This is a genomic window from Staphylococcus sp. MZ3 (assembly GCF_018622755.1).
Classification (GTDB): domain Bacteria; phylum Bacillota; class Bacilli; order Staphylococcales; family Staphylococcaceae; genus Staphylococcus; species Staphylococcus aureus.
The window spans coordinates 1,104,736-1,128,622 of record NZ_CP076026.1 but is presented as its reverse complement, the minus strand read 5'-3'; the positions used below and the strand labels follow the sequence as shown (position 1 = coordinate 1,128,622).

The window sequence follows — 23,887 nt, the reverse complement described above, 5'->3', positions numbered from 1 at the left end:
ATTATTTTTTGCACTATAAAAAGTCCCACTTAAAACAATCATTTTAAGCGGGACTTTTTATATTGAGTAACTAAAATTATTTAGCTGCTACTTCTTCGCCATTGTAAGAACCACAGTTTTTACATACACGGTGTGATAATTTGTATTCGCCACAGTTTGGGCATTCAGTCATACCTGGTACTGAAATTTTGAAATGCGTACGACGTTTGTTTTTTCTAGTTTTAGAAGTTCTTCTTTTTGGTACTGCCATGATATATCCTCCTTAGATTATAAACGAAAAATACTAAATGTTAGTTTAATTAACAACATTATATCATTAATTAAACTACTTATTGCTCTTTATCATATAATTGTTGTAATTTTTGAAGCCTTGGATCAACTTGTCGTGATTCTGAATCATCTTGTTCTTGCTGTTTAGCAAGCTCATCTAATTGATCCTCATCGATTACTTCCCAACCATTACCTACTGTCAACATTTGGTCACTTTGCTCTGAATAAGCTCTCATTGGTTTCTCAATAATAACTATATCCTCGACAATATCCTGAAGATTAACCATACCATCTTTAATAATGTGATAGTGTTCATCTACATCATCTTGATCATCGTTATACTGATTGTACCCTTCTAAATCAAATACTTCAGTAGTAGTTACATCTAGTGGGACTTTTACTGGTACAAGAGTACGTGCACAAGGCATTGTATACGTTCCAGTAATGTGAATATCCGCAACGACTTCTGTTGACTTAATGGTTAACTGACCTTGGATTGTAATTGGAGATAAATCAATTAAATCTAATGATTCTTTTAAATTGTCAAAACTCACCGTTTGATCAAATTCAAATGGCTTACCTTGATATTTCCTTAATTGCGTAATTGACCATTTCATATGGCTTCACCTCTAACAAGCACAAAATTTATTTTAACTTTCTAAGAACAAGTTGTCAAGATTTTTTCTTAACATATCATGTTCTGTTACAATATTAATAATGAATACCGAAAGGACGAATTGCAAATGAAAAGCGTTGGCTTAATCACAGAATATAATCCCTTTCATAATGGGCATCAATATCATATTAATCAATCTAAAAAACTTACAAATGCTGACGTTACTATTGCAATAATGAGTGGTAACTTTGTCATGCGTGGCGAACCAGCAATCTATAATAAGTTTACTCGTGCAAAAATGGCGTTATCAACAGCTGATTTAGTTATCGAACTACCAGCAACTGCCAGTTTATCATCTGGCGATCATTTTGCCGAACTAGCAGTTAAAGTCGCAGATTATATGAGTGTCGATACAATTGCATTTGGTAGTGAAAATAATGATATCAAAACATTAAAGCAATTAGCACACAGCATTAATGAAATTGAACAATCTGAATCCTTTTCACAAAAAGTAAAAGAAGGTAAAAGCTACCCTCGTATCATTAGCGAATTATTAGAGCATCATGAAGCACTAGCAAGTCCTAACAATATACTTGGTATTAGTTACCTGAAAGCAATTGCTAAAAATGCTAAAAACATCAATGCAATTTCTATCAAACGAGAAAATGCTCAACATCATGATTCATTAATTCAACACCATCAGTTTGCAAGTGGTACATCTATTAGAACATCAATCATTAGTCAAGATGATCATTGGCATCATGTGGTACCTAAAGATATTCAACACTTGTACGTAACACCTCATATAACATTAAATCAAATATTTCCATATTTGAAATATCAAATCATAGCTATGACTACAGATTCATTAAAAAATATTTATACTGTTACTGAAGGTTTTGAAAATCGTTTGAAATCTAACATTTATGAAGCAACTGATTTTCATCATTTTGTAAAATTACTAAAAACAAAGCGTTATACATATACGCATATCCAAAGACTGTTAATGAATGTATTATTAAACATTAAACCTACAGATGTTACGAGTAACATTCACGCAGTTAAAGTATTAGCGATGAACGACCGTGGCAGACAATATTTAAAGCATTTAAAAACAGCGTTCCCAGAAAGACAATATATAACCAATATTAACAAAAGCAATGCACATTACTTCACAAATGAAATCAAAGCAACACACATATACAATGCAATAAGCGGGCAACAACAAACAGATTTCAACACGCCTGTCATACAGCAATATCGTTAACAAATGAAAACAGTATTTTAGGATTGTAAACCATGATAAACCTAAAATACTGTTATTTTTATTACTTAAATTTCTTCTTCAATGCCTTTTCAACATAAGGTGGAACGAATTCAGAAATATCTGCTCGATAAGCTGCAACTTCTTTAACAATACTTGAACTTATAAATGAATAATTAGTACTAGACATCATATATAACGTTTCAATTTCATTGTTCAACTTTTTATTCATTGAAGTTAAGCGTAATTCATATTCAAAATCACTGACTGCTCTTAAACCACGTATGATTGTTTTAGCTCCTACTTGTTCACAATAATCGACTAGTAAACCACTAAATTGATGAACCTTGACATTAGGTAAATGTTTAACAGATTGTTCAATTAAATCCATACGCTCTTCTAAACTAAACGTACCTTCTTTTTTACTATTTTTAAGAACACAGACATGAATTTCATCAAATCTATCTGTACTTCTCTCAATAATGTCTAAATGACCATAAGTAATGGGGTCAAAACTACCCGGAATGACCGCTATTGTATGTTCCATGCTATTCTCCCTTTTCTAATAACAATGTGTCTGTCAACCCATAATGGTAACGTTTAATCATATTAAACGGTTGATAGTCTATTTCTTCATGATTGCTAAATTCACAAACGATGATACCATTTTCTTTCAATAAATTAAACTCTGAAATTAGTTTTAAAGCTTTATCAATGAGACATTTATTATAAGGTGGATCTAAGAAAATGACATCAAATTGAATATCACGTTTTGACAATGCTTTTAAAGCTCTATCTGCATTATTTTTATAAACTTCAGATTGTGCCTCTAAATCCAAATTCGCAAGATTTGATTTAATAACTTTTACAGCTTTAAAATTTTGATCAACAAAGATTACCTTATCCATACCTCGAGAGAGTGCTTCTATTCCAAGCGCCCCGCTTCCTGCAAATAAATCTAAACCTATACCTGACACATCATATAAACTATTAAAGATACCTTCTTTAACTTTATCCATAGTTGGTCTCGTATTACGGCCTTCCATACTTTCTAAAGCTTTACTTTTATGTTTACCTGCAATGACGCGCATGTTGTTCACACTTCCAATTCATTTAGTTATTTAATATAATTTATTGAGAAAAAGGAGAATGATAAACCAATGAAACAAACATTTATTACACTTGGTGAAGGTCTAACAGATTTGTTCGAATTCATGACGATGATTGAATATAACCATCAACGTATTGATAAAATTATCTATTTTCATTCACCACAAGCTGAAAATAAAAAGTCATCTGTAGCAATCATTATGAACCCTACAACTGGCAATCATTTCCAAGCATTTTATATCATGCTTAACGCTATTAAATATCCATATCCAGATTCAAATAAAAAGTTTCAAATGATTAATGATTGTGCTGAAAAATTCGACATACCAATTTTAAGTATCGATGTACAGCCCCCTCAAGCATTTCATGATTTATCGTTATATTATAATTATTTAATTAGTGTGTTAAGGCTCCAAAAATGGATACCAGAACTTCAATAATATTAATTATATATTTCGTGTTTCTCTTTTTCGTAAGTTTTCTTTAAGTATTTATATGGTGAGCCATCAATGTGTCTAACGTATTTAAGTTGCATTAGTTTATGTACAATTTGATCAACATCCTGCTCATTCACATACATAATTACAAATTTACGATCTCTATTTGAATGAACGATATGTCCATATTTTCGGATTTGTCGTTCATGTTTCATATGTTTTAAATAAACTACAATACTAGTTCTTGGGATTAAATTCATTTAAACCTCACTCCATTTATTTTCAGCATTAATCATATCATGTCTTTATTAATTTTAAAATATTAAGCTACCTTAATTATGTCTTATGTAATTGCTCGATAAATGTATTTAGATTATATTAAACATCATTATATTAATTCAATTCTCAAGAACATCACTATATGATTAACCACACATTTCGCTGTAGTCAGAACTATGAATTTGTTAAGCTATAAAAGTAAACGAGGAGGAATTTTTTATGAAAAAAGTAAACAGAAACATTTTAAATGCGGTACTAGTCGGTGCTGGATTTTTAAGTAGTCTATTAATGATCAATAAAAATAAAGTGATTACTAAAAAGCAAACCATCCCTGCTTTTTTCAAAGGCAATGCACCATATATATTTGCGCATCGCGGTGGTATGGCTTTAAGACCAGAGCAAACGCAACTTGCATTTGACTATGCTAAACAATTAGGCGTTGATGGCTTTGAGACAGATGTGAGACTCACAAAAGATCAACAGCTTATCATTTTTCATGACGCAACTGTTGATAGAACGACGAACGGCTCTGGAAAAGTTAGTGCCCATACATTAGCAGAATTAAAGAAATTAGACGCAGCTTATCACTTCAAAGATATCAATGGACTAACACCATATCGTGGTCATGCACACACAGCTATACTAACCTTCGATGAGTTGCTGAAGCAATATCCTGATATGTATATAAACGTAGACTTAAAAGATGCTCCTGAATCCTATGAAGGCTCAATCGCACCACAAATTATGTTTGATACAATTGTAGAAAATCAAGCATTTGACCGCGTTCTTGTGACAAGTTTTTATAAAGAACAAATCGTTCGTTTTAATAAAATTGCACAAGGATCCGTCGCAATTGGTGCTAGCCAACAGGAAGTTACAGAAGCATTTTTAAAATATCATTTATTAGGTGGTAGGTACTACCAACCATTAGCACAAACGTTCCAAATGCCTACTCATTTTAAAGGCATTGATTTGACTTCATCTCGTTTTATCATATGGTTAAATGATATGAATATCATTCCAGGCTATTATGGCGTAAATAGTATAGATCTGATGAATGATTTATACCAAAAAGGTGCACACACGATTGTGACAGATCGACCAGATTTAGCACAACAATTCAAACAAACAATCCCGAACAAATAAAAACATCGAGTCAGATGCTAGTTAGTGGTTTCAATAACCATCTTTTTCTGACTCGATGTTTTTTATAATGAACAATTACAGGATCCGCCCGTCGCACAACCACTATGTGATGTTTGAAAGAATGGATTACCTGTTTCTATTTTGACATGCTCTGAAACAGCGTACGCAATTTTCGTAACAACTTCATCAATTAAATGTTGAAGTGCCATTTCCCTAGCTTTGTAATGCATCACAACGTCAAGCATCTCATATGCTCTTTTGCGTTGTCTTGTCTCTAACATGACTTTCTTATAATCAGGATGATATTTCCCGAAACGCATTACTTCATCATATTTCTCTTTTGATTTTAAAAATGATTGATAAAGTAAATGTGCTTCGTCATTGTTTTCGAGCGCCTGTTTAGCTTGCTCAAATGATGCATAAATATCTGATGCAACTATCATATCAGCTAGTTCATCAATATCATCTAAAATCGCTAGTGAAGCTTCATTAATCATAAATACCCCTCATTGTTATTTTTCTAAGAAAATTAGTGAATAATAATCTCTCATTACATCTCCACCCATCTCATCGTATTTTGAATTTAATAGACGAGATCGATGTATATCTGAATTCATCCAACTATGGATTAATGTTGGTACATCATTAAACGCATAACCAACATTTTGAGCAGTTGTTTTATAAGTAACGTGATTTTTATCTAATTGCCCTCTTAATGCGTCCTCTGTAAATTCAACACTATCAGAACCATTAGAGGTCGCTTCATATAAGTTATTAGATGCAATATGTGCTAAATCGCTATTGATTTTCAATGGTTTTAATCCTTTTAATTTTCTCATTTCATTCGTTACTTCATAAAGAGAAATTAATTGATTTGGATTTTGCTCAACTGGACGCTTATTATGCTCTTCTGACGTAGAATTAGAATTTAATTGATAAGGTTCAATATCTGCTAACATTTCTTTTGTTAAAAATCGTACACTTAGCACCTTTTTCGATTGTTGATCAGAATACACTTGTGCATATATGTCGCCATATTTAATCAGTGTTTGTGTTTTTAAATCTTCATCTGAAAGTTCAAATTCATATTTTTTACCATCAACTTTAAAGGAAGGTTCTGGATTAATACTTGTATGATTAAAAATTTCTGCAGAATGTTGTCCTATTTTTAACGGACTAACATTGACTTTCTCACCTGTAGCATACACTGAAACGATTTCTTCACGTTTAGTTGAAACAATGTAATAACTGTTTTTGTCTTTAAACACATAATTTTTGTAACCATCTCTAAAAGGGTAGACACGATCTGCTTGTCCAAATTTAGAAGTAAGCACTTTAATATCTTTACCTACCCATGTACCAACACCTTCTTTAGGCTTTGGATTTTCAGCATGGTTATTTGATTTATTCACCTGTTCAGATCTATTTACTTTATTACCTTTATTCGGGTTCTCTAATACATCAAATTTTAATCTCGGTGAATAAAAAAGATATATTAAAAATCCAACTAAAAATAATACACCGACGACTCTTATAATTAACTTTTTCATCAATCAACCACCTAAAAAGTATTAATACTATTGTAAAAAACAACACATTAATTAGCAAATTTTCAACACTGACATAACTGTGTCGTTTCGATGAAACAAAATCATCTTCAGGCATAATGTTAACATCATAAAGATTTTCCCTACACTCTATATCATAACCTATCTTTATGTTTTCAGGTTGAATTTCATTATTAGGATTAAAATATGTATAAAAAAATGGACAGTTAAGGTATCAAATGAATACCATCAACTGTCCGACTATTCTTCATCAAAAAACCTGATAAAACAAATTGCCTTATCAGATTAGTATCATTTGTATAAGCATATTAATGACCAAATGTTGCTTTAATCAGTGATGTCGTTTCTCCACCTGGATATAATACATATAATAATAAGTAAACTGCTACACCTGTAATTGCAGTACAGAACCATATAACTGAAGCGAATGGCCCGAATTTGCGGTGTACATTATATTTATCTTTAAATGCAGTAATAATTTGAACTAGGCCTAGAACACCACCAATTGTTGCTAAATTAATGTGGAAAAATAAGAAAATCGTATAATATTTCTTAATTGATGCTGGTCCGCCAAATGCTGTATTACCGATAAAAATCGTTCTACTTGCATAGATTAAGAAAAAAGTTAAAGCAAAAACAGCTGCAGCTAACATAACATTTTTGTGTTTATTTATTTCCCTTTTCCAAATAAGTCTCCAACCAATGGCAATTAAAATTGCACTAATGACAATACATGTCGTACTAATCGTTGGTAAAATTGGAACGCCCATATTTTTCATCCTAACTTAATTAATCTAGATCAAAGTAAGTAATGAAACAATCACAGCTAACACGAAAAAGATCACTAAATAATTTAGTGAATATATAAACATTTGTGTTGCCCATTTTGTTTGATCTGAATTTTTCTTAAATGTTGTTAAACCTAATGCAATCCATCCTAAATTTAATAATGTAGCTAACACTACGAATACGACACCTAAATTTATTAGTAATAAAGGTACTGGCAATAAAATAATCAACCAGATAAACATACTGACACGTGTACGTTTAAAGCCCTTAACTGATGGTAACATTGGAATATTTGCAAGTGCATATTCATCTTTACGTTTAATAGCTAAGGCATAAAAATGAATTGGTTGCCAACAAAATACAACTAAAAACAGCGCAATCGCTGTTAAACTAATTTGTCCTTCAATTGCAACCCATCCAATTAGTGGTGGTACTGCTCCAGGAAAACTCCCAATCACTGTGTTCCATGTTGTATGTCTTTTAGACCATATTGAGTAATAAGACACATAACCTACAATCCCCATAAGACCAAGTACGCCTGATGGTATATTCAATAAAAACAAACAAATTTCTCCAACTAACATCATACCAAAACTTAATAGTAATAAATTTTGATCTGTAATTCTATTATTTACAGTTGGTCTATTTTGTTTACTAGGCATAATACGATCAATATCTTGGTCGTAATAATTATTTAACGCACATGCGCCACCCATAATTAAAGTAGATCCAAATAGCATTAATAAAATTTGAGGTATTGATGATAAGAAGGAATGATTTGTCATTACAACTGCTAGCCATGCGCCCGCAAAAGCCGGAATTAAGTTACCTTGAACAAGTCCCATTTTAATTATCTGTTGCAATTCTTTGAAGTTAACTCTGCTAATATTTTGTGACAAAGTATGCTCTTTGCTCATAATCCCCCTCCTTAAATTTGTTCATATAAGATTATGATATCTTAGATTGCATAAAAAGACTAGGTTTAATAAAATTAAATTGTGACAAATTAACGACAAGAGAAAATGTCAATTTTGTGACACAAATAACATTTAATTTATTGCTATAATGTATATGTTAGAAAATTTTAATAAGTAGAATCATGCATCTAAAAGAGATTAATATTTAAGCTTCAAATTTGAGTAAACGTGGATTACATAATTATCCCAATAAAAAAATCATTACGATTAAGTTCTTTTTATGTCGTCCACATACAATACTTGTAAAATTAAATCATATTTCCTGCGTTGGATCCCATCTTTTCATATCCTACAATCAGGTCAATTTATAGTATCATCTCAAATCCGGCTATTAATTCTAATTCTCAGTGATGCGTTTTTTTATGATGGGGTGTATAAATTGTTTGGCAAAAAGAATTTAAAATGGTTAGGTGTCGTAGCAACGTTAATGATGACATTTGTACAACTTGGTGGAGCCTTAGTTACCAAAACCGGATCAGCTGATGGTTGTGGTTCTTCTTGGCCACTATGTCATGGTGCGTTGATTCCAGAATTCTTTCCTATTGATACGATTATTGAGTTAAGTCATAGAGCCGTTTCAGCTTTGTCTTTATTAATGGTCTTATGGTTAGTTATCACTGCATGGAAACATATAGGCTATATTAAAGAAATTAAACCTTTATCAATCATTAGTGTTGGATTCTTATTATTGCAAGCATTAATCGGAGCTGCTGCTGTTATTTGGCAACAAAACGATTACGTTTTAGCATTGCACTTTGGTATATCATTAATCAGTTTCTCATCTGTATTTTTAATAACATTGATTATTTTCTCTATAGATCAAAAATATGAAGCTGACGAATTATATATCAAAAAGCCATTAAGACGTTTAACATGGTTAATGGCAATCATCATTTATTGTGGTGTTTATACTGGTGCACTAGTGAGACATGCGGATGCAAGTTTAGCATATGGTGGTTGGCCATTGCCATTCCACGATCTTGTACCACATTCAGAACAAGATTGGGTTCAACTCACGCATCGTATCATGGCTTTTATAGTGTTTACGATTATTATGATTACTTATATTCACGCTGTTAAAAATTATCCAAATAACCGTACTGTTCATTATGGTTATACAGCTGCATTTATACTTGTTATATTACAAGTTATCACAGGTGCATTATCTATTATGACAAATGTTAACCTGATAATCGCACTTTTCCATGCATTATTTATCACTTATTTATTTGGTATGACAACATACTTTATCATGCTAATGTTACGATCAGTAAGAAGTGACAAGCAATAACAAAAAAGCAAACCGTAATTTTAATGGCACGCCCATTAAAATTACGGTTTTTTTATATCAATATTTAAAATGAAACCTAAGACATGTAAAAACGAGATTACACGTCAATTGTTGTGTAATCTCGTTTTATTTTAATCATTTTAGTCAGTTGCTTTTTCAATTTCGATTAATAAATCGCCTGTCGCTATTGTGTCACCATTATTTACAGTTACTTGTTTAATCACACCGTCAAATGGTGCTTGAATTGTTGTTTCCATTTTCATAGCTTCAGTAATTAGCAACGGCTGATTAGCTTTCACAGTTTCACCTACACTAACCTTGACTTCAGTTACTGAACCTGGCATTTGAGCACCGATATGACTTGGATTACTCTTATCTGCTTTTGGCTTAACGTTCGCATTTGTATGCACATTTTCATCTTTAATGTAAATACGTCTCGCTTGACCATTCATCGCATAGTAAATCGTTCTATTACCATTTTCATCTGGTTCACTAATCGTTTCTAGTTTAATAATTAATCGTTTACCTTTATCGATTTCGATTTCTACTGTTTCACCATTACGCATTCCAAAGAAGAATGTAGGCGTATCAAGTAACGATAAGTTTCCGTATTGATTTCTAGTTTGAATATATTGTTCATATACTTTTGGATATAGTACATAACTAATAATATCTTGCTCCGTAACAGGACCTTGTTGCTCTTCTTCAAGCAACTCACGGACTTTTTCAAAATCAACTGGCTCTAGATATTCACCTGGACGAGCTGTTAGTGCTTCTTGGCCTTTTAAAATAACCGCTTGTAAATCTTTATTAAAACCATTTACAGGTTGTCCTATTTCACCTTTGAAGAACGACACTACTGATTCTGGGAAATCTAATTTATAGCCATCTGTAATCACGGATTGTTCATCAAGATCATTTTGTACCATATAAAGTGCCATATCACCAACTACTTTAGACGATGGCGTTACTTTTACGATATCACCAAATAAGAAATTCACTCTGCGATACATATCTTTGACTTCATCAAATCTTTCGCCTAAACCTAAACTTTTAGCTTGTTGACTTAAATTCGAATACTGTCCACCAGGCATTTCATGTTGATAAATTTCAGTATTCGGTGATTTGATATCACTTTCAAAGTCTGAATAATAAGTACGTACAGTTGACCAATAATGACTAAGTGACTCCATACCTTCAATATCAGTTCTAAGATGGCGTGGGAAGCCATTTAATGCATAATATAACGAATTGGCGCTTGGCTGACTTGTTAAACCACTCATTGAAGCAACAGCAGTATCAATGATATCGACACCAGCATCTATTGCTTGTTTGTATGTTAATAAACCATTACCACTTGTATCATGAGTGTGAAGATGAATTGGTAAATCTACAGCTGATTTTAACTCACCAATCAATTCGTAAGCGGCTTTAGGTTTTAATAAGCCTGCCATATCTTTAATCGCTAAAATATGGAAACCTTCACGTTCTAACTCTTTAGCTAGTTTGACATAATACTCTAAAGTATAAATGTTTGATCGCTCAGGATTTAAAATGTCACCTGTATAACAAATAGTACCTTCAGAGATTTTGCCCGCTTCTTGTACTGCTTCATTGGCAACTTTCATTTGATCTACCCAGTTTAAAGAATCGAAAATTCTAAAGACATCTATGCCTGCTTTAGCACTTTCTTGTACGAATTTATGAATAACATTATCAGGATAGTTTTTATAACCAACTGCGTTTGAAGCACGTAACAACATTTGGAATAATACATTTGGAATAGCTTTACGTAGACGTTCAAGTCGTTCCCATGGGTTTTCCTTCAAGAAATTATATGCCACATCAAATGTAGCACCGCCCCACATTTCAAGTGAGAAACCATCTTTAAATACGTCCGCTGTTTTGGATGCGATATTAATCATATCCTTAGTTCTAACTCGTGTAGCTAATAATGATTGGTGTGCATCTCTAAAGGTTGTATCTGTTAGTAAGACATCATCCTGCTTTTTAACCCATTCAGCTACACCTTTTGGACCTACTTCATCAAGCAATTGTTTCGTACCACTAAATGAAGCGATTTTACTTGAAGATACAGTTGGAATTGATGCTAATTCATAGTCTGGTTTCGGACGTTTCTCAACATTTGGGAAACCATTAATTGTTACATTACCTATATATTCTAATGTTTTAGTACCTCTATCTAGAGACGGCTGAATGTCGAAAAGTTCTGGTGTTTCTTCAATAAATTTAGTTGTGTAATCACCACTTGTGAACTTTTTATTCTTCATTACATTAATTAAGAATGGAATATTAGTTTTAACACCACGAATACGCATCTCTCGTAATGAACGTACCATTTTTTCTTCTGCTTGTTTAAATGATATCGCGTGTGTAGATAATTTTACGAGTAATGAATCATAATAAGGTGATATCTCAGCACCTTGGAAACCATCTCCAGCATCGAGACGTACACCAAAGCCACCGCTTGAACGATAAGCAATGATTGTTCCAGTATCCGGCATGAAATCATTTAACGGATCTTCTGTTGTAATACGACATTGGATGGCATAGCCCAATGTTGTAATATCTTTTTGTTGCGGCATATTAATTTCTTCACCAAATAAATCGGCACCTGCTGCAACTAAAATTTGTGTCTTAACAATATCAATTCCTGTTACCATCTCTGTAATTGTATGCTCAACTTGTACACGAGGGTTAACTTCTATAAAGAAGAATTCGTCACCAGATACTAGAAATTCAACAGTACCTGCATTGACATATTTAATATTTTCCATCAATTGAATTGCAGCATCACAAATACGTTGACGTAATGTTGGTGATAATCCAACTGATGGTGCAACTTCTACAACTTTTTGATGACGACGTTGTACTGAACAATCACGTTCAAATAAGTGTACGATATTTCCATGTTCGTCACCTATAACTTGTACTTCAATATGCTTTGGATTATCAATGTATCTTTCTATGTAAACTTCACTATTACCAAATGATTTTTCAGCTTCTGATTTTGCTCTATGGAAAGCATCTTCTAATTCACTTTCTTCACGAACGATTCTCATACCTTTACCGCCGCCACCACTTGTGGCTTTAATCATTAGCGGGAAACCAGCTTCTTCTGCAAATTCTTTTGCTAATTCATATGATTTAATTGGACCGTCTGTACCAGGAATAACTGGTAAATCTGCCTTGATAGCCGTTGTACGAGCTTTAACTTTATCTCCAAACATATCTAAATGTTCTAAATGAGGACCAATAAATTTAATTCCTTCTTCTGCACAACGACGCGCAAATTGTTCATTTTCACTTAAAAATCCATAGCCAGGATGAATCGCATCCACATTCGCTTGTTTTGCTACATCAATGATACGCTCAATATTTAAATAACTTTCAGCAGGACCTAAATCACTTCCAACTAAATAGGATTCATCTGCTTTATATCTATGTAATGAACTTTTGTCTTCATTCGAATAAATTGCAACTGTGCTGATGTCTAATTCTGCCGCCGCTCTGAATATACGAATTGCAATTTCTCCACGGTTAGCAACAAGTAACTTTTTTATTTGTTTCAATAGCGATACACTCCTCAAACTATTAGAATTTTCTAACTAATTAGATAATAAAATTTTATCTTAAAGCGCTCTGTTTTGCTATAGTTATGTTTCAAATTTTCAAAATTTAACATTCTTGAGACAATTAAAACCTCCGCTTCAGAAATAATAATTTCAAAAATGACTATGCAACAACAGGTAGTTCACGTTTTTGTTGTGAAACATTTTCGATTTCTACAACTCTAAAAAATTAAAAATAAAATTGCAAAACATCAACATTTATTATCAATAGCGATAACTTTATCTTATCATCATGATTCTAATTTCGCCACCACATTTAGTAATTTTTAGTCATAAAATTTAGTTATAATTATACGTTGTTTTGTTTATAAAATTTGATAATCATGAGTAATCTCGTAATATCAAAACAAAAAGGAAGTTAAGCGTTGTTTGGTTGCCTAACTTCCGTTATTGAACTCATCAGTCCAATTTGACAAAGAGTATACAAATAGCCAATGTTTAGCATTGCTTAATGACAGAAGTCATCTCGTACTAAATATTGGCTAGTATTTTTTTAATTAAATTGTCTTCTTATATCAACTTTTTGTTGTTGTTTCTTTCGTTGCTGGTCTACTTTGATTTGTTTACCTACAATCAGAAGTAATCCCATAGCAATACTTAAACTAATCATTGATGATCCACCAAAGCTGATAAATGGCAATGGCACACCAGTTAATGGAATTGTTGCCGAAATACCGCCAATGTTTACAAACGTTTGACTTCCAAAGTATGTGGCAATCCCAACACACACAAGTTTATAAAAATATGATGATGTTTTATTTGCAAACTGGAAGGCACGATATACAATAAAGAACTCTAAAGTAATAACTAGCAATCCTCCGATTAAACCTAATTCTTCGCAAATAATTGCAAAAATAAAATCTGTATGTGGTTCTGGTAAATAGCCCAATTTCATTGCACTATTTCCTAATCCTTTTCCAAATACGCCACCGTTACCTATCGCAAGCAATGAATTGGAAATATGGTATCCAGTTCCTGATTCGAATTGGAATGGATCTGTTAGCGTACTAAATCTGGCTGTTAAATAACTTGGTAACCAACCAGCCATTAATGCAATGACAAATACTACTAAGAATCCTAGCACTGCTGGTATACCAAATCTTAGGACTTTGTTTACCCCAATTCCTGAATAAAAAATGATCGCAACTAAAATAATTAATATTAGTAATGTTTGCCCTACGTCTTTTTGTAGGAAAACTAAAAACGTACAACCTAATGCTAATACAATAGGACTTAAAATTAATTTTGGTTTACTTAATACTCTAGGCATTTTTTTACTGATCATAAATGGGATATATAATATGATTGCAATTTTTAATAACTCAGATGCCTGTAAGTTCATAAATCCTAAGTTTATCCAACTTTTAGAACCATTAATATCTTTACCTATTACTAACGTCAGTAATAATAGTGAGACGATAGTTATAATCATACCTTTTTGCACTTTAATATTACTCAGTAATTTAACATTCATTAAAAATGCAATAAAAAATACAATTATAAAACTCATTATGACATATGCTAATTGTCGGTTGTAAAAATACGTTCCTGGAACATCGATACCACCAGTCAATGTGCCTTTAGTTGCTGGAACCATACTTGCACTATATACCATAACTAATCCAATTAAACTCAATACAATATATGTAACTAATAACGGATAATCAATAAACTTTGAGGTTTTACCAATATACCGTAAAATACTTCTAAAATTCTTCATATATTCAGTCATCCAATTCTACAATTTATACTTCAAATGATTTCGTTTTATACTTTAATTTTAAAAATCCATGTTACTTATTATATACATGACACAGTCATAATCACAAATATTAACAGGTCTCTTGAGGTAATTTATAGAATATTTGTTTACTTAATATCGTGAATTGCTAAAACCCAATAAAAGTGACTGACATGTCATCAAGAAGACAACATAACAGCCACTTTAATCAGTAATTAAACTATAAATATAAAATCGGCGCAGCTCAATTGTCGATATCTCACGCCATTTTAATATGCTTATATATTAAACCTTAAACAAGTGTAAAAGCTTCATGTAATTTTGAAAGTTCTTTCTCAAGACGTAACATAATTTGTTTGCCATCTTCGCGGTCAACTAAACCTAATTTAACAGCAAAATCAACTTCTTTTTGAAGTCCAAACATTTGTGTATCTAGTACTTCTTCATATAATGGGCATGAAGGTAATGTTAAATTATCTAGTTGAACTTTAATCAGATGCAAGATTTCATCAGCATCTTTAGTCAATTGTTTCAAAGCTGCATTTTTCATTGTTGCTTGTTTCGCCATGACACGCTCCCCCTCTATATAAATTCTCAAGTCTTACTAAAAGTTTATCTTACTAAATATTAAAAAGCAAGTAGATTTAAAATGTGTCGTTAGCAATTTGTGTTAAAATAATGCTATATACATTGATAGGGAGTGGGAAAATGATACAAATTAAAGGAGCCGTAAAGTTTCCTATAACATTAGATAGTACGACTTGGATTTTCGATGATAGAAAAGTTAGCATCGAAGATTTAGAAAAAGGTGTATTTGATGGTTCAAAACCAATCGACTTTGAAGATAATCATGAATGGAATCGTGCTATCCTAGAAGGACAAACTAATCCGCCTACTTTAAATTCAGAAATAAAATATAAAAAACGTGCCATGTTAGAAGGTTCATTTGTCATTAATATGACACCATTTTTCAAACATTCCGAACCACATGACTCTGCAACTACTATTCGATTATCAAATGAGCATGATCATTTAGATATACCGATAGATCTATTACCCTATTTATTTTTCCAATTTGCAAAAGACGGTAAACGACTTTACAGCGATAATGGTGTAGATAGTTTTATTTACAATCAAGAAGATGGTTATTCATATCGAATCAACCATGTAACTCATATTGAGGTGATTTAATTTGAGACAAGTGCAATGCATTATCTGTGATGCAAAAGTATTTATAGATGAGCGCACAACTGAGTCTAAACGACTTAAAAACAATCCTATTCGAACATTTATGTGCGATGATTGTAAAAGTCGATTAGACACACCTAAACAACGTGCGCAACACTATCCGCTCGATTAATATCTGAATAAACAAGTTAGAAATTTGAAAATGTGAAAGTAACAGGAAATAATAGCATTTAAACACTTTTTCAAATATTATATCCCAAAAGAGAAGCTAAGCAACTTTCATCGCTCAGCTTCTCTTTTATTATGTTAAATTATTCGTTTTCTTGCATCATTTGTTTGATACGCTTTGCTTCTTTTTCACGAACATTTTTGTTTAAAATTTTCTTTCTTAAACGTATGCTTTCTGGTGTAACCTCAACAAGTTCATCATCATTAATGAATTGTAACGCTTCTTCCAATGTTAGAATACGCGGTCTATTCATTGTTTGTGTTTGGTCTTTCGTTGCAGAACGTACGTTAGTTTGATGTTTTGTTTTAGTAATGTTAACAGTTAAATCATTTTCACGATTATGTTCACCAACAATCATACCTTCATAAACTTCAGTACCAGGTTCCATGAAGTTTACACCTCTATCTTCAAGTCCCAAAATGGCATAAGTACTTGCAGAACCTTGATCCATTGAAATTAATGCACCATTACGACGACCGCCAATTTGTGCTTTAATACGTGGTCTAAATTCTTCAAATGTATGGTTAATAATACCGTAACCTCTTGTCATTGACATAAATTCAGTCGTATAACCAATCATACCACGAGCCGGTACATTAAAGATTAAACGTGTAAGTCCATTATCAGTTGTAGTCATATCAACCATTTCACCTTTACGTGCACCTAATGATTCAATAACAGCACCTGCATTTTCTTGTGGCACTTCACATTGCACACGTTCAAATGGTTCACACATTACACCATCTATTTCTTTAATAATTACTTGTGGTTTTGAAACTTGTAATTCATAACCTTCACGACGCATATTTTCAATAAGGATTGATAAATGCAATTCACCGCGACCAGCAACTACCCATGTATCTGGAGAATCTGTGTTAGAAACTTTCAAAGATACATCTGTTTCTAATTGTTGATTTAAACGTTCTTGAATTTGACGTGCTGTTACAAAGTCACCTTCACGGCCAGCAAATGGAGAATTGTTAACTTTAAATGTCATTTCAAGAGTAGGCTCATCAATACGTAGAACTGGCAATGCTTCTTGATGGTCATGTGGTGTTACAGTTTCACCAACATTAATGTCTTCCATACCTGAAACAGCAATTAAATCTCCAGCTTGTGCTTCTTCAATTTCTAAACGTTTTAATCCAAAGTAACCAAAGATTTTAGTTACACGGAAGTTTTTCACTGTACCGTCTAATTTAATTAGTGATACATTATCTCCGACACGCATTTTACCTCTGAATACACGACCAATACCAATACGTCCAACATAATCATTGTAGTCCAACAATGCTACTTGGAATTGTAATGGCTCATCACTGTTATCAATTGGAGCTGGTACATAATCAATAATTGTTTCATATAATGATTGTAAATTATCATCTTGCTTTTCAGGATCTAAGCTAGCTGTACCATTTACTGCTGAAGCATAAACAACAGGGAATTCTAATTGTTCATCGTTTGCTTCTAATTCAATAAATAAATCTAAAACTTCATCTACAACACCCTCTGGACGTGCTGATGGTTTATCAATTTTATTAACAACAACAACAGGTTTCAGGTTTTGTTCTAGCGCTTTTTTAAGTACAAAACGTGTTTGAGGCATTGTACCTTCATACGCATCTACTACTAAGACAACCCCATCAACCATTTTCATAATACGTTCTACTTCTCCACCAAAGTCTGCATGTCCTGGTGTATCCAAAATATTAATACGTGTACCTTTATAATCAACAGCCGTATTTTTGGCTAGAATCGTAATTCCACGCTCTCTTTCGATATCGTTAGAGTCCATTGCACGTTCATCGACATGTTCATTTTCTCTGAATATACCAGATTGTTTTAACAACTCATCTACTAAAGTTGTTTTACCATGGTCAACGTGAGCAATAATTGCTATATTGCGGACATCTTCTCTTTTATTAGTCATATAAATAGTTTCCTTCTTTCTTAAGTAAAATCCCACTTTTAATTACAACTTTTTTATTATATCATATAATTGAGAAAAGATAAGCAAAAGGTGGGGATAGGATGAAACAAAAAAAATCTAAAAATATCTTTTGGGTATTTTCTATATTAGCTGTTGTTTTCTTAGTATTATTTAGTTTTGCTGTTGGTGCATCAAATGTACCAATGATGATTTTAACATTTATATTACTCGTTGCAACCTTTGGAATTGGATTTACTACAAAGAAAAAATATCGAGAAAACGATTGGCTATAAGTTATATCGACAATAACACGCGTTGATTTAAGACCACACATGTTCATGATGAACATTTAACTGGTTTTATATTGGCGCGTGTTTTTATTATTTAAGGTATAAAAGCGTAATATGTTACCTAATTGTTAGGACTTCATATTACGCTTTTGGTAATTATTTTGATTTTCTTTTAAATCGTTGTTCATGTAATTGTATTAACGCATCATGGTGGGGCTCTAAATAATCATTGCTAATTTCTTGATGGAGACCACGATTTCCAACTAAGATTGAATTTGGACCACTAATTGTTAATGGTTCTCCTAGTAAATTGGAAGCTTGTCCATTTACTTCATATAAAATAACCAATCCGCCAGCAAAATCCCATGGTTGAAGTCTTGGCGTCATATATGCTTCTAAATTACCTGTAGCAACTGAAACGATTTCAAGCGCTGCACTACCATATGCCCTTGCACTTCTAGAATCATTAACAATTTCTTTAAAGATTTCTCCTAAAATTGGTTTAGTTAACCAGTTCGGATTGATCCCAATAATGCTTTGTCTTAGATTAGAATCATTCAATGGTTTCAAGGGTTGGCTACCACGATATGCACCTTCCCCTACTTTAGCATGATATAAGACGTCAGCCATAACATCATATACAAAACCTGCATAAGGTTTACCATCGATATAAATACCAATTGAAATTGCGAAATTTTCTTGTTGATGAACAAAATTCAATGTACCGTCTATTGGGTCAACAACCCATACCGTACCTTTGGAAGTATCGATGTCATGACCATGCCCTTCTTCACCTAATACTTGATGATTGGGATATGTTTCTAAAATTGTATCAAAAATGAAATCTTCTGTTGCTTTATCTACATTTGTAACAAGGTCATTCGGATTTGACTTTGTTTCAATTGTTAAATTTTGCTCCATCAATTGTTTAATTCTAATTCCTGCTTCTTGAATAAGTCCTTGGGCAAATCCATAAAGTGCCATAACATCATCTCCTAACATCTTTATTATACATCAACATTTTATAAAAATAACTTCTTATGATAAAAATGAAAATACTAATTTTAATGAGAGCGTCTTAAGCCGCAATTGATAAAACATATGCTACAATATTTTTAAATACTATACAGGAGGTACTCTATGACAAAATATACATTTAAACCTAAAGATTTCAAAGCGTTCAACGTAGAAGGCTTAGACGCACGAATGGAAGCTTTAAACGAATACATACGACCACAACTCCATGAATTAGGAGAATATTTTAGTGACTTCTTTACAAGTCAAACTGGTGAAACATTTTATCCTCACGTAGCAAAGCATGCTAGAAGAAGTGTGAATCCTCCTAAAGATACATGGGTTGCTTTTGCAACAAACAAAAGAGGCTATAAAATGTTACCTCATTTCCAAATTGGTATGTTTGAAGATCAACTGTTTGTTATGTTTGGAATCATGCATGAAGCAAAAGATAAAGCAACACGTGCAAAAGTTTTTGAAAGAAAATTTAAAGCTATTCAACAATTACCTGACGATTATCGTGTTTGCTTAGATCATATGAAACCTGATAAACCATTTATTAAAGATTTAACGGATGATGATTTAAAAGAAGCGATACAAAGAGCCATCAATGTGAAAAAAGGTGAATTCTTTATAGCGCGTGCAATCACACCACAAGATAAAAGATTAAAAAGTGACAAAGCATTTATTGCATTTTTAGAAGAAACCTTCGATCAGTTCTTACCATTTTATTCTGCATAAATAACTTTGTTTAAATAATAGAGCACTTAATCACATCCATGATTTCGTGCTCTTTTTTCTTAATATTAAATCGAACGTTCAACATAATAATTCAGGCTTTTAAAAAAATTAAAATAAATTTAGGTTGACCTAAACATTTTATTAGGTTATTATATTGTCCATAAGAAGTAGAGGTGAGTCAAAATGAATAATAAACGACATTCAACAAATGAACAATTAAGTTTAGACGAAATAAACAATACAATTAAATTCGATCATCGCAGTTCAAATAAACAGAAATTTTTATCATTTCTTGGACCTGGGTTATTAGTCGCTGTTGGTTACATGGATCCCGGAAACTGGATAACATCAATGCAAGGTGGCGCGCAATATGGCTATACTTTGCTATTCGTAATTCTTATTTCAAGTTTATCAGCAATGTTACTTCAAAGCATGACAGTGAGATTAGGAATAGCAACAGGTATGGACTTAGCTCAAATGACACGACATTATTTATCAAGACCTATTGCTATAATATTTTGGATCATTGCAGAACTAGCAATTATCGCCACAGATATTGCTGAGGTAATTGGTAGTGCTATTGCTCTTAATCTCCTATTTAACATACCTTTAATCGTCGGTGCACTAATAACTGTACTTGATGTATTTTTACTACTATTTATAATGAAATATGGTTTTAGAAAAATTGAAGCTATTGTTGGTACATTAATTTTCACAGTGTTATTCATCTTTATATTTGAAGTCTATATTTCATCACCACAGTTGAACGCTGTGTTAAATGGATTTATACCACATAGTGAAATCATTACAAATAACGGCATTCTCTATATTGCATTAGGTATTATTGGCGCTACAATTATGCCTCATAATTTGTACTTACATTCATCAATTGTACAATCTAGAACATACTCAAGACATAACAATGAAGAAAAGGCCCAAGCGATTAAATTTGCTACGATAGATTCGAACATTCAGTTATCAATCGCATTTGTAGTCAATTGCTTATTATTAGTGTTAGGAGCATCACTATTTTTCAACTCAAACGCTGACGATTTAGGTGGTTTCTATGATTTATATCACGCCTTAAAAACTGAACCTGTACTAGGTGCAACAATGGGTGCAATCATGAGTACATTATTTGCAGTTGCATTATTAGCGTCAGGTCAAAATTCAACGATTACTGGTACTTTAGCAGGACAAATTGTAATGGAAGGATTTTTAAGATTACACATACCAAATTGGTTAAGACGTTTAATTACACGTTCCCTTGCTGTCATTCCTGTTATCGTATGCTTAATCATTTTTAAAGGTAATGCAGCTAAAATTGAGCAACTACTTGTATTCTCTCAAGTATTTTTAAGTATTGCTCTGCCATTCTGTTTAATACCATTACAATTGGCTACTAGTAATAAAGACTTGATGGGACCTTTCTATAATAAAACATGGGTTAATATCATTTCATGGACACTTATTATTATTCTAAGTATTTTAAATGTCTATTTAATCGTTCAAACATTCCAAGAACTACAAAGTTAAAAATAAAACCATTAAAATGCTGGTTGTATCTAATAATTAACAACTTAACATTTTAATGGTTTTTCTTTTTCTATGAACATATTAATGATAAATATACTCATCGTCCTTATGTGTAGTTTCTTTTGATTCTTTTTTAGAAATCAACATAATCATCACGATAACCCATAAGACAATTGCAATTAAATTAAGAGCCATCAAACTTACAATTATCGCTATAACAAAAAGTATAATCGATAATTTTCTACGCCCTTTAATACAAATTGTCGCAAATATACCATAAAGTGTTGAAATTAATAAAATAATTGCTAATGCACCCATTGTTGTCTGAAGCATATCTAAAGAAACATTGCCACCGTTCTGAGATAATTGCTTCGCTAATTCTTCACGTTGTGATGCATTACCACTTTTTAAAGAAAAATAGGATAGCCCCATAACTAATAAATAAATAATACTAATACTATTTGCAATCCAAGCCATGATTAATTCAGGTTTTCTATTCATCTTAAAATCCTTTCTTTGTTTAATATTTTAATAAGTATACTACGAGCCTATAGATATACGCACATTAAATTACTTGTATATTAACATATTTTTCATCTAATTTTTATAATAAACATCTGAATTCAGATTGATGATAATTTAGGTGTATGGTAATGAGAAATCGTCATTTAAAATTATGACACCTAAACACTTTAATTAAACGTTATCGATAATTAACCTCATATAAAAACCCAGATTAATAAGCAAAAGACCTCTACTTACTAATCTGGGTATCATCAATATTTATTCTTGCTCTTTTTTGTCCTTAACTTCACTTGAATTGCGTTCTTCAGAAATATCATTGTTGTAAATTTGACGTCGCTCTTCAAAATTCATTCGACGTTGACTAACTGCGCTAGGTTGATTTTTCCTACGTTCTTTCATTCGTTGGTTATAAGCTTTACGTTTTTCTTTTTTCTTAGCTTTAATTTCAGCTTTTTCTCGCTTTTGTTGTGCTTTCAATTCTTTTGGATCAACTTCAGATTCTGCATAATAACCATCATCTTCAATACCTAGTTCTTCAGTACTTTTTTGTTTGTATTTAGCCTGTCTGGATAATACTGATGGTTCTTCCTCAGTGCGCTCATCATGATTATATTCACTTTCAACTGCACGTTTAGGAAATTGATCATATTTATCTCTTTCCTGTTCTTGATCATATACAGTATTTGATTTATCCAATTCTTTTTCATATTTAGGCACATCATAATAATCATCTTTCGGTTGGGGGCGCTCATACACAGGTTCACGATAATCATAAATCGGTCCGTTATACTCTTCATAATATTGTGGCGCAACCATTTCAACTTTATCTTTTCTTATAAATAGCATCATCGCAATAATAAAGAATAATATCGGAATGATTAAAGTAACGATAAGTAAAACTAAAGGAATCGTTACAATTGCTGATATTAAGAATAAGAAACCTGACAAGATTCTTATATTCATAGATATGAGAGCTAAAAATGAAATCAACAAACAAACAATAAAGTAAACGATAATAGCCCATATACCATTTTGTAACCATATTACAAATTGTGTTGTATTATAGCCATTTCCAGCTAATAATTGCTGGATAAATGCATTATTGTTTAATGTATTTTCAAGATTAGCAATCGATGTGTTATTACTGAATGAAACAAGTGCTATAAACATCGTAATGACAGTAAGCACTAATAACATCACCCAACATAACCAACCTAGAACTTTTTCAGTTAATCTACTTACTGGACGTTTAATTTGAGTAAATTGTTCTCCAGTCATTCGTTACAACTCCTT

General features: G+C 32.1%; 25 protein-coding genes. 9 read left to right on the top strand and 16 right to left on the bottom strand.

Features of this window, described 5'->3' with window-relative positions; all coding sequences use genetic code 11:
- Positions 1-76: 76 nt before the first annotated feature.
- Together rpmF and KI230_RS05505 are read right to left on the bottom strand one after the other, a co-directional pair.
- Positions 77-250 carry a 50S ribosomal protein L32 gene (rpmF, locus tag KI230_RS05510; protein WP_000290472.1) on the bottom strand — a complete coding sequence of 58 codons (174 nt, stop codon included), beginning with the start codon at positions 248-250 and terminating at the stop codon, positions 77-79.
- A 79-nt stretch (positions 251-329) separates the two neighbouring features.
- Entirely contained in the window at positions 330-887 is a 558-nt protein-coding gene (locus tag KI230_RS05505) for a YceD family protein (RefSeq protein ID WP_000872158.1), read from the bottom strand.
- Between the two features lie 126 nt (positions 888-1,013).
- Between KI230_RS05505 and KI230_RS05500 the strand changes: the two genes are divergently transcribed.
- Positions 1,014-2,153, top strand: a complete 1,140-nt coding sequence (locus tag KI230_RS05500) for a nucleotidyltransferase (protein WP_000843611.1) — start codon at positions 1,014-1,016, stop codon at positions 2,151-2,153.
- A 61-nt stretch (positions 2,154-2,214) separates the two neighbouring features.
- Here the strand turns inward: KI230_RS05500 and coaD are convergent, their stop codons facing one another.
- Both coaD and rsmD read right to left on the bottom strand, forming a co-directional pair.
- On the bottom strand, positions 2,215-2,697 hold the full coding sequence (gene coaD / locus KI230_RS05495) for a pantetheine-phosphate adenylyltransferase (protein WP_000401377.1): 483 nt from the start codon (positions 2,695-2,697) through the stop codon (positions 2,215-2,217).
- A 1-nt stretch (position 2,698) separates the two neighbouring features.
- Positions 2,699-3,241 (bottom strand): 16S rRNA (guanine(966)-N(2))-methyltransferase RsmD, encoded by a 543-nt coding sequence (rsmD, locus tag KI230_RS05490; RefSeq protein ID WP_045178057.1) that lies wholly within the window; start codon positions 3,239-3,241, stop codon positions 2,699-2,701.
- 69 nt (positions 3,242-3,310) lie between these two features.
- Between rsmD and KI230_RS05485 the strand changes: the two genes are divergently transcribed.
- On the top strand, positions 3,311-3,700 hold the full coding sequence (locus KI230_RS05485; protein ID WP_053520943.1) for a DUF7147 family protein: 390 nt from the start codon (positions 3,311-3,313) through the stop codon (positions 3,698-3,700).
- A 2-nt stretch (positions 3,701-3,702) separates the two neighbouring features.
- On the opposite strand, the gene KI230_RS05480 is transcribed toward KI230_RS05485, so the two are convergent.
- Positions 3,703-3,957 (bottom strand): YlbG family protein, encoded by a 255-nt coding sequence (locus tag KI230_RS05480; RefSeq protein WP_001049150.1) that lies wholly within the window; start codon positions 3,955-3,957, stop codon positions 3,703-3,705.
- A gap of 238 nt (positions 3,958-4,195) precedes the next feature.
- On the opposite strand from KI230_RS05480, the gene KI230_RS05475 reads away from it, so the two are divergent.
- The gene (locus tag KI230_RS05475; protein ID WP_045178056.1) at positions 4,196-5,122 is read left to right on the top strand and encodes a lysophosphatidylglycerol phospholipase D; all 927 of its coding nucleotides are present in this window, start codon (positions 4,196-4,198) and stop codon (positions 5,120-5,122) included.
- Positions 5,123-5,184: 62 nt separating this feature from the next.
- Here the strand turns inward: KI230_RS05475 and KI230_RS05470 are convergent, their stop codons facing one another.
- The 4 genes from KI230_RS05470 to cyoE form a co-directional block, all read right to left on the bottom strand.
- Positions 5,185-5,619: a YlbF/YmcA family competence regulator gene (locus tag KI230_RS05470; RefSeq protein WP_000606480.1), complete on the bottom strand. Its 435-nt coding sequence runs from the start codon at positions 5,617-5,619 to the stop codon at positions 5,185-5,187.
- A gap of 15 nt (positions 5,620-5,634) precedes the next feature.
- Positions 5,635-6,672, bottom strand: a complete 1,038-nt coding sequence (locus KI230_RS05465) for a CAP-associated domain-containing protein (protein ID WP_000733409.1) — start codon at positions 6,670-6,672, stop codon at positions 5,635-5,637.
- A gap of 326 nt (positions 6,673-6,998) precedes the next feature.
- Positions 6,999-7,460: a DUF420 domain-containing protein gene (locus tag KI230_RS05460; protein ID WP_000538767.1), complete on the bottom strand. Its 462-nt coding sequence runs from the start codon at positions 7,458-7,460 to the stop codon at positions 6,999-7,001.
- 24 nt (positions 7,461-7,484) lie between these two features.
- On the bottom strand, positions 7,485-8,396 hold the full coding sequence (cyoE, locus tag KI230_RS05455) for a heme o synthase (RefSeq protein ID WP_000031401.1): 912 nt from the start codon (positions 8,394-8,396) through the stop codon (positions 7,485-7,487).
- Positions 8,397-8,835: 439 nt separating this feature from the next.
- Here cyoE and KI230_RS05450 point away from each other — a divergent pair, with 439 nt between their 5' ends.
- Positions 8,836-9,747 carry a COX15/CtaA family protein gene (locus tag KI230_RS05450; protein ID WP_000467123.1) on the top strand — a complete coding sequence of 304 codons (912 nt, stop codon included), beginning with the start codon at positions 8,836-8,838 and terminating at the stop codon, positions 9,745-9,747.
- Between the two features lie 140 nt (positions 9,748-9,887).
- On the opposite strand, the gene KI230_RS05445 is transcribed toward KI230_RS05450, so the two are convergent.
- The 3 genes from KI230_RS05445 to KI230_RS05435 all read right to left on the bottom strand — a co-directional run bounded on the left by KI230_RS05445 (position 9,888) and on the right by KI230_RS05435 (position 15,709).
- Positions 9,888-13,340, bottom strand: a complete 3,453-nt coding sequence (locus KI230_RS05445; protein ID WP_000809514.1) for a pyruvate carboxylase — start codon at positions 13,338-13,340, stop codon at positions 9,888-9,890.
- 553 nt (positions 13,341-13,893) lie between these two features.
- Positions 13,894-15,120 carry a cell division peptidoglycan polymerase FtsW gene (gene ftsW / locus KI230_RS05440; RefSeq protein WP_000787940.1) on the bottom strand — a complete coding sequence of 409 codons (1,227 nt, stop codon included), beginning with the start codon at positions 15,118-15,120 and terminating at the stop codon, positions 13,894-13,896.
- 313 nt (positions 15,121-15,433) lie between these two features.
- On the bottom strand, positions 15,434-15,709 hold the full coding sequence (locus KI230_RS05435) for an Fpa/YlaN family protein (RefSeq protein WP_001118417.1): 276 nt from the start codon (positions 15,707-15,709) through the stop codon (positions 15,434-15,436).
- 140 nt (positions 15,710-15,849) lie between these two features.
- Between KI230_RS05435 and KI230_RS05430 the strand changes: the two genes are divergently transcribed.
- Complete coding sequence (locus KI230_RS05430; RefSeq protein ID WP_000614712.1) at positions 15,850-16,332, top strand: hypothetical protein; 483 nt, start codon at positions 15,850-15,852, stop codon at positions 16,330-16,332.
- Between the two features lies 1 nt (position 16,333).
- The gene (locus KI230_RS05425) at positions 16,334-16,501 is read left to right on the top strand and encodes a YlaI family protein (RefSeq protein ID WP_001250275.1); all 168 of its coding nucleotides are present in this window, start codon (positions 16,334-16,336) and stop codon (positions 16,499-16,501) included.
- 139 nt (positions 16,502-16,640) lie between these two features.
- On the opposite strand, the gene typA is transcribed toward KI230_RS05425, so the two are convergent.
- Entirely contained in the window at positions 16,641-18,488 is a 1,848-nt protein-coding gene (typA, locus tag KI230_RS05420) for a translational GTPase TypA (RefSeq protein ID WP_000182654.1), read from the bottom strand.
- A gap of 101 nt (positions 18,489-18,589) precedes the next feature.
- Here typA and KI230_RS05415 point away from each other — a divergent pair, with 101 nt between their 5' ends.
- Positions 18,590-18,781 (top strand): DUF5325 family protein, encoded by a 192-nt coding sequence (locus KI230_RS05415; RefSeq protein ID WP_000810620.1) that lies wholly within the window; start codon positions 18,590-18,592, stop codon positions 18,779-18,781.
- A gap of 153 nt (positions 18,782-18,934) precedes the next feature.
- Here KI230_RS05415 and KI230_RS05410 read toward each other — a convergent pair whose 3' ends face one another.
- Positions 18,935-19,762, bottom strand: a complete 828-nt coding sequence (locus KI230_RS05410; RefSeq protein ID WP_001240316.1) for an inositol monophosphatase family protein — start codon at positions 19,760-19,762, stop codon at positions 18,935-18,937.
- Between the two features lie 156 nt (positions 19,763-19,918).
- Here KI230_RS05410 and KI230_RS05405 point away from each other — a divergent pair, with 156 nt between their 5' ends.
- Together KI230_RS05405 and KI230_RS05400 are read left to right on the top strand one after the other, a co-directional pair.
- Positions 19,919-20,533 (top strand): YktB family protein, encoded by a 615-nt coding sequence (locus KI230_RS05405; protein WP_000170598.1) that lies wholly within the window; start codon positions 19,919-19,921, stop codon positions 20,531-20,533.
- A 183-nt stretch (positions 20,534-20,716) separates the two neighbouring features.
- On the top strand, positions 20,717-22,069 hold the full coding sequence (locus KI230_RS05400) for an Nramp family divalent metal transporter (protein ID WP_001060842.1): 1,353 nt from the start codon (positions 20,717-20,719) through the stop codon (positions 22,067-22,069).
- A gap of 81 nt (positions 22,070-22,150) precedes the next feature.
- On the opposite strand, the gene KI230_RS05395 is transcribed toward KI230_RS05400, so the two are convergent.
- Together KI230_RS05395 and auxB are read right to left on the bottom strand one after the other, a co-directional pair.
- Positions 22,151-22,570 carry a DUF4064 domain-containing protein gene (locus KI230_RS05395; protein WP_001080466.1) on the bottom strand — a complete coding sequence of 140 codons (420 nt, stop codon included), beginning with the start codon at positions 22,568-22,570 and terminating at the stop codon, positions 22,151-22,153.
- Between the two features lie 282 nt (positions 22,571-22,852).
- Entirely contained in the window at positions 22,853-23,872 is a 1,020-nt protein-coding gene (auxB, locus tag KI230_RS05390) for a lipoteichoic acid stability factor AuxB (protein WP_000145504.1), read from the bottom strand.
- Positions 23,873-23,887: the final 15 nt, after the last annotated feature.